The sequence below is a fragment of the Devosia sp. genome (assembly GCF_041917035.1).
GTDB lineage: Bacteria > Pseudomonadota > Alphaproteobacteria > Rhizobiales > Devosiaceae > Devosia_A.
The window spans coordinates 1-4,291 of the sequence record NZ_JAYRYM010000291.1; the positions used below are offsets into that span (position 1 = coordinate 1).

4 protein-coding genes, 1 pseudogene and 1 riboswitch are annotated in these 4,291 nt (G+C 65.6%); of the genes and pseudogenes, 1 reads left to right on the forward strand and 4 read right to left on the reverse strand.

Annotation, left to right across the window (positions count from 1 at the left end):
- Window positions 1–831: aminotransferase class I/II-fold pyridoxal phosphate-dependent enzyme (locus tag ACE3TU_RS19595; RefSeq protein ID WP_374627301.1), on the reverse strand; the 831-nt coding region annotated here is incomplete at its 3' end.
- Window positions 832–870: 39 nt separating this feature from the next.
- A riboswitch (SAM riboswitch) is annotated at window positions 871–949 on the reverse strand.
- A gap of 75 nt (window positions 950–1,024) precedes the next feature.
- Here ACE3TU_RS19595 and ACE3TU_RS19600 point away from each other — a divergent pair.
- Window positions 1,025–2,155 (forward strand): 2'-deoxycytidine 5'-triphosphate deaminase, encoded by a 1,131-nt coding sequence (locus tag ACE3TU_RS19600; protein ID WP_374627303.1) that lies wholly within the window; start codon window positions 1,025–1,027, stop codon window positions 2,153–2,155.
- On the opposite strand, the gene ACE3TU_RS19605 is transcribed toward ACE3TU_RS19600, so the two are convergent.
- The 3 genes and pseudogenes from ACE3TU_RS19605 to ACE3TU_RS19615 all read right to left on the reverse strand — a co-directional run.
- A complete protein-coding gene (locus ACE3TU_RS19605) occupies window positions 2,136–2,918 on the reverse strand; it encodes an ABC transporter ATP-binding protein (protein ID WP_374627307.1) in 783 nt (260 codons plus the stop codon). The genes ACE3TU_RS19600 and ACE3TU_RS19605 overlap by 20 nt on opposite strands.
- Window positions 2,919–2,937: 19 nt before the next feature.
- A complete protein-coding gene (locus tag ACE3TU_RS19610) occupies window positions 2,938–3,726 on the reverse strand; it encodes an ABC transporter permease (protein WP_374627305.1) in 789 nt (262 codons plus the stop codon).
- A gap of 94 nt (window positions 3,727–3,820) precedes the next feature.
- A pseudogene (locus ACE3TU_RS19615) lies at window positions 3,821–4,291 on the reverse strand (polyphosphate kinase 2); the annotation flags it as partial.

A 4,291-nucleotide genomic window follows, 5' to 3' on the forward strand; every position in this document is an offset into this window, starting at 1 on the left:
CTCGGTCATCTGCCGCACCCGCAGGGCCAGCGTCTCGACGCCCTTGAGCAGCACCCAGGCGTTGAACGGCGACAGCGACGGGCCGGTCTGGCGCAGCAGCGTGTGCACGTCGCCCTCGATCAGCGCCTTGCTGCCCAGCACCACCCCGCCCAGGGCCCGGCCCTGGCCGTCGATGTGCTTGGTGGCTGAGTAAGTGACGAGGTCGGCGCCCAGTTGCAGCGGCTTCTGCAGCATTGCCGTGGCGAACACGTTGTCGACGATCAGCCTGGCGCCATGCGCCTTGGCGATCTGCGCCACCGCGGCGATGTCGACCAGTTCCAGCGTCGGATTGGTCGGCGTCTCGATGAACACCAGCTTGGTGTTCTTCTGCATCGCCCGCTCGAAATTCGCCGGGTCGCGGCCATCGACCAGCGTCGAGGGCACGCCGAAGCGCGGCATCAGGTCCTCGACCACGTAGCGACAGCCACCGAACAGCTGGCGCGACGCCACGATGTGGTCGCCTGCCCGCACCTGGCTCATCACCGCGTTTGTCACCGCCGACATGCCGGTCGCAAAGGCGCGTGCCGCCTCGGCGCCCTCGAGCAGCGTCATCCGGTCCTGGAACATCTCCATCGTCGGGTTGGAGAAGCGCGAGTAGTTGTGGGCGGGCTTGCTGATCTTGTTGAGGAACAGGTCCTCGGCATATTGCGAGCTCGGGTAGGCATAGCCCGAGTTCATGAAGATCGCTTCCGACGTCTCGTTGAACTGGCTGCGCTGCGTGCCACCATGCACCAGCTGCGTTGCCGCAGACCGCTTCCTGGGGTCGCTGAGCGGGTTCCTCGACTTGGTCATGCGAAGCCTCGAAAACGAAAAAGCCGGCGCGCGTCGTCTGCGGCCGGCATCAGGGTCTCTTTAGCGACTTGTTTTGGGTGGCTGCAATCAGACCGGCCAAATCACCACCGGCGCCGCCGTCATCGCCGGGACGCTGACCGGGGATATACGACCCATCCCGGCTTGGCGTCAACCGCTGGTGTTGCTATCGACAATGAACGGTGGGGTAGGGCACTTGGACAGCGAACTCTATGCGAAGGGCGTGTTTCCCGCCCGCTATATCGAACGGCTGGCGGCCCGAGGCAGCATCACCTCGCCCCGTCCCTTCGATGCCGACCAGATTCAGCCGGCCAGCCTCGACCTGCGTCTCGGACCGGTCGCGCATCGAGTCCGTTCGAGCTTCCTGCCGGGCCCCGAGCACACGGTTGCGCAGCGTATCGAAACCCTGCGCCTGCATGATCTCGATCTCACCGATGGCGCCGTCCTCGAGCGCAACTGCGTCTACCTGGTGCCTCTGCTTGAACAGCTCGAGTTGCCGCAGAAGGTCAGTGCCAGCGCCAATCCCAAGAGCTCGACCGGACGGCTCGACGTCTTCACCCGCGTGATCGGCGACTATGCCCGCGGCTTCGATGTCCTGCCCCACGGCTACAATGGGCCGCTCTACCTCGAGATCAGCCCTCGCACCTTCCCCATCCGCATCCGGCAGGGCTCGCGCTTGTCGCAGATGCGCTTCCGCGTCGGCGACAGCCGGCTCGATGCCCACCAGCACCGCACGCTGCACAATGTCGAGACGCTCGTATTCGATCCCAATGCCGAGGTCGGGGACGGAGTGCTGCTCTCCATCGACCTCAAGGGCGATGGACGCAGCGGCCTGATCGGCTTTCGCTCGCGTCGCCATACTCCCGTCATCGACATGGACCTCAAGGACACACTCGACGTGCTCGACTACTGGGAGCCGCTGGTGACCCGTGGCCGGGAGGAGTTCATCCTCGACCCGGACGAGTTCTACATCCTCGTTTCGCGCGAGAGCGTGCATGTACCGCCCGCCTATGCCGCCGAGATGGTGCCTTTCGATCCTCTGGTGGGCGAGTTCCGGGTGCACTATGCCGGATTCTTCGACCCCGGCTTTGGCCACTCCGCTGCCGGCGGCACGGGCAGCCGCGCCGTGCTCGAGGTGCGCAGCCGCGAAGTGCCTTTCCTCCTCGGCCACGGCCAGACTATCGGGCGGCTGGTCTACGAACGCCTGTCGGAGGTTCCGGATCGGCTCTACGGGGCCGGGCTGGGATCCAACTACCAGGCCCAGACCCTCAAGCTCTCCAAGCACTTCAAGCCCTTCGCCCTGTAGCCTCGGCGATCGGTGCCGTCGTCTGCGCCTCGTCCTGCGGAGTGTGGTCGACGCGCTTGGCGATCACCTCGTCGCTCACGATGCGGCCATGTTCGAGCCGGATCACGCGGTTGCAGAAGCTCTGCATCAGTTCAGGGGAGTGCGAGGCCAGGACGAGGATGCTGGCCTTGGCGGCGAAGTCGCTCATGCGCTTGCGGGCCTTGACCTGGAAATCCGCGTCGCCCGCCCCGATCACCTCGTCGATCAGCAGGATTTCCGGGTGCGTGGCGGTCGCGACGCCGAACAGCAGCCGGGTCGTCATGCCCGCCGAGTACGTGCGCACCGGCATCGACAGGAATCCGCCCAGTTCGCTGAATTCCTCGATACCCGGTGTGGCGGCCAGCGCCTCGGCGTGGGAGGCGCCGAGCAGCATCGACATGCGGATGATGTTCTCGTAGCCGGTCAGCTCGGGATCCATCCCGGCACCCAGACCGAACACCGTCGAGACCCGACCGGATACGCTGATCCGACCCGAAGTCGGCCGGAAGATCCCGGCCATGGTGCGCAACAGCGTGGTCTTGCCCGATCCGTTGTGGCCGATCAGCCCGATGCGGTCGCCGTCGCCCAGCCTGAGCGTGATGTCGGTCAGCGCCTGCACCGTCGCGACCTGTCCGCGATCCGCCTTGATCAGACCGCCGGTGCTGATCCGCACCAGGTGCTTGCGCAGCGACTTGCTGGCAGCGTTGTAGATCGGGTAGGCAACGCCGACGCCGTCGAGATCCATGCTGGCCACGGGCAGGCTCCTACATCCAGTACGGCAGGCGATAGGCGCGCGCGCCGGTGAGCCAGAGGGCAAGCGCAACGGTCAAGACGGTCAGCCCGGCGACCCAACCGTAGCTGCTGATATCGGGCAGCACGCCCATCATCGGGTCGCGGATCACCCTGATATAGTGGGCAACCGGATTGAACGACATCACCAGTTCGGCCGCACCAAGCTGACGGCTGTGGTAGATCACCGGGCTGAGGAAGAACAGGATCGGCATGAACGAGGTGATCAGCGGATCGAGATCGCGATAGCGGGCCCCCAGCAGGCCGACAATTTGGGTCAAGGCGATCAGGTTGATCGCGACGATGGCGAGGCCGGGCAGGGCCAGCCACATCATCGGCGAGAGGTGCTCGGGGTAGATGGTGAAGACGAGCACCACGACGACGAGGTTGTGCCCCAGATTGATGAACTGTCGGCTGAACGCCTGCAGCGTGATAAGAAAACTCGGCAGCCGGATATTGGTCACCATCGAGGCATTGCGCGCGAACAGCCCGGCGCTCTCGGTAATGCTCCCCGAGATCAGCTGCCACACCACGAGGCCGACCGTCACCTGGGGGATGTAGTCGCTTTGCCTTGTATTGAGCAGGATGCTCCAGACAAAGCCAAGGCCCGCCACGCCCACGATCGTGCCCAGCACCAGCCAGAGCGGCCCCAGGGTGCTGCGCCGATAGCGCGCCAGCGTCTCGCTCCAGGCGAAATACAAGGCCAGCTGCCGCCGCGCCCACGCCTCCGCGAGGTCGCTCCATCCATCCGCAATGGCGCTCACTGGCCGCCCTTCATGCCGTTCGACGCGCCGGGTTTAGGGCCCGGCCGGGCGGCGCGCAAGCGCGAAGGCGCAACACCTGCCCGGTCCTGGTGGTTCAGCCGCCGCGCTTGAGTTCGGGGTGCGTGGTCCGCCCGATCAACCCCGGATCGAGCCCCAGCACCGCCGCGCTCGAGCCGACGATCAGCGGGTCTGGTCCGTGCACCACGTGCGCATCCCGGTCCGGATAGCCGAACGAGGACAGGAAGAACTGCATGGCGTTGAGCCTGGCACGCCGCTTGTCGTCGGACTTGATCACCGTCCAGGGGGCGTCGGCGGTGTCGGTGTAGAAGAACATTGCCTCCTTGGCCTCGGTATACGCGTCCCATTTGTCCATCGAGGCCCGGTCGATCGGGCTGAGCTTCCACTGCTTGAGCGGATCGTGCTCGCGCGCCGCAAAGCGACGCGCCTGCTCGTCGCGTGTCACCGAGAACCAGAACTTGAACAGGCGTATGCCCGAGCGCACCAGCATCCGCTCGATCTCGGGGGTTTCGCGCATGAACTCCAGGTACTCGGGCGGCGAGCAGAA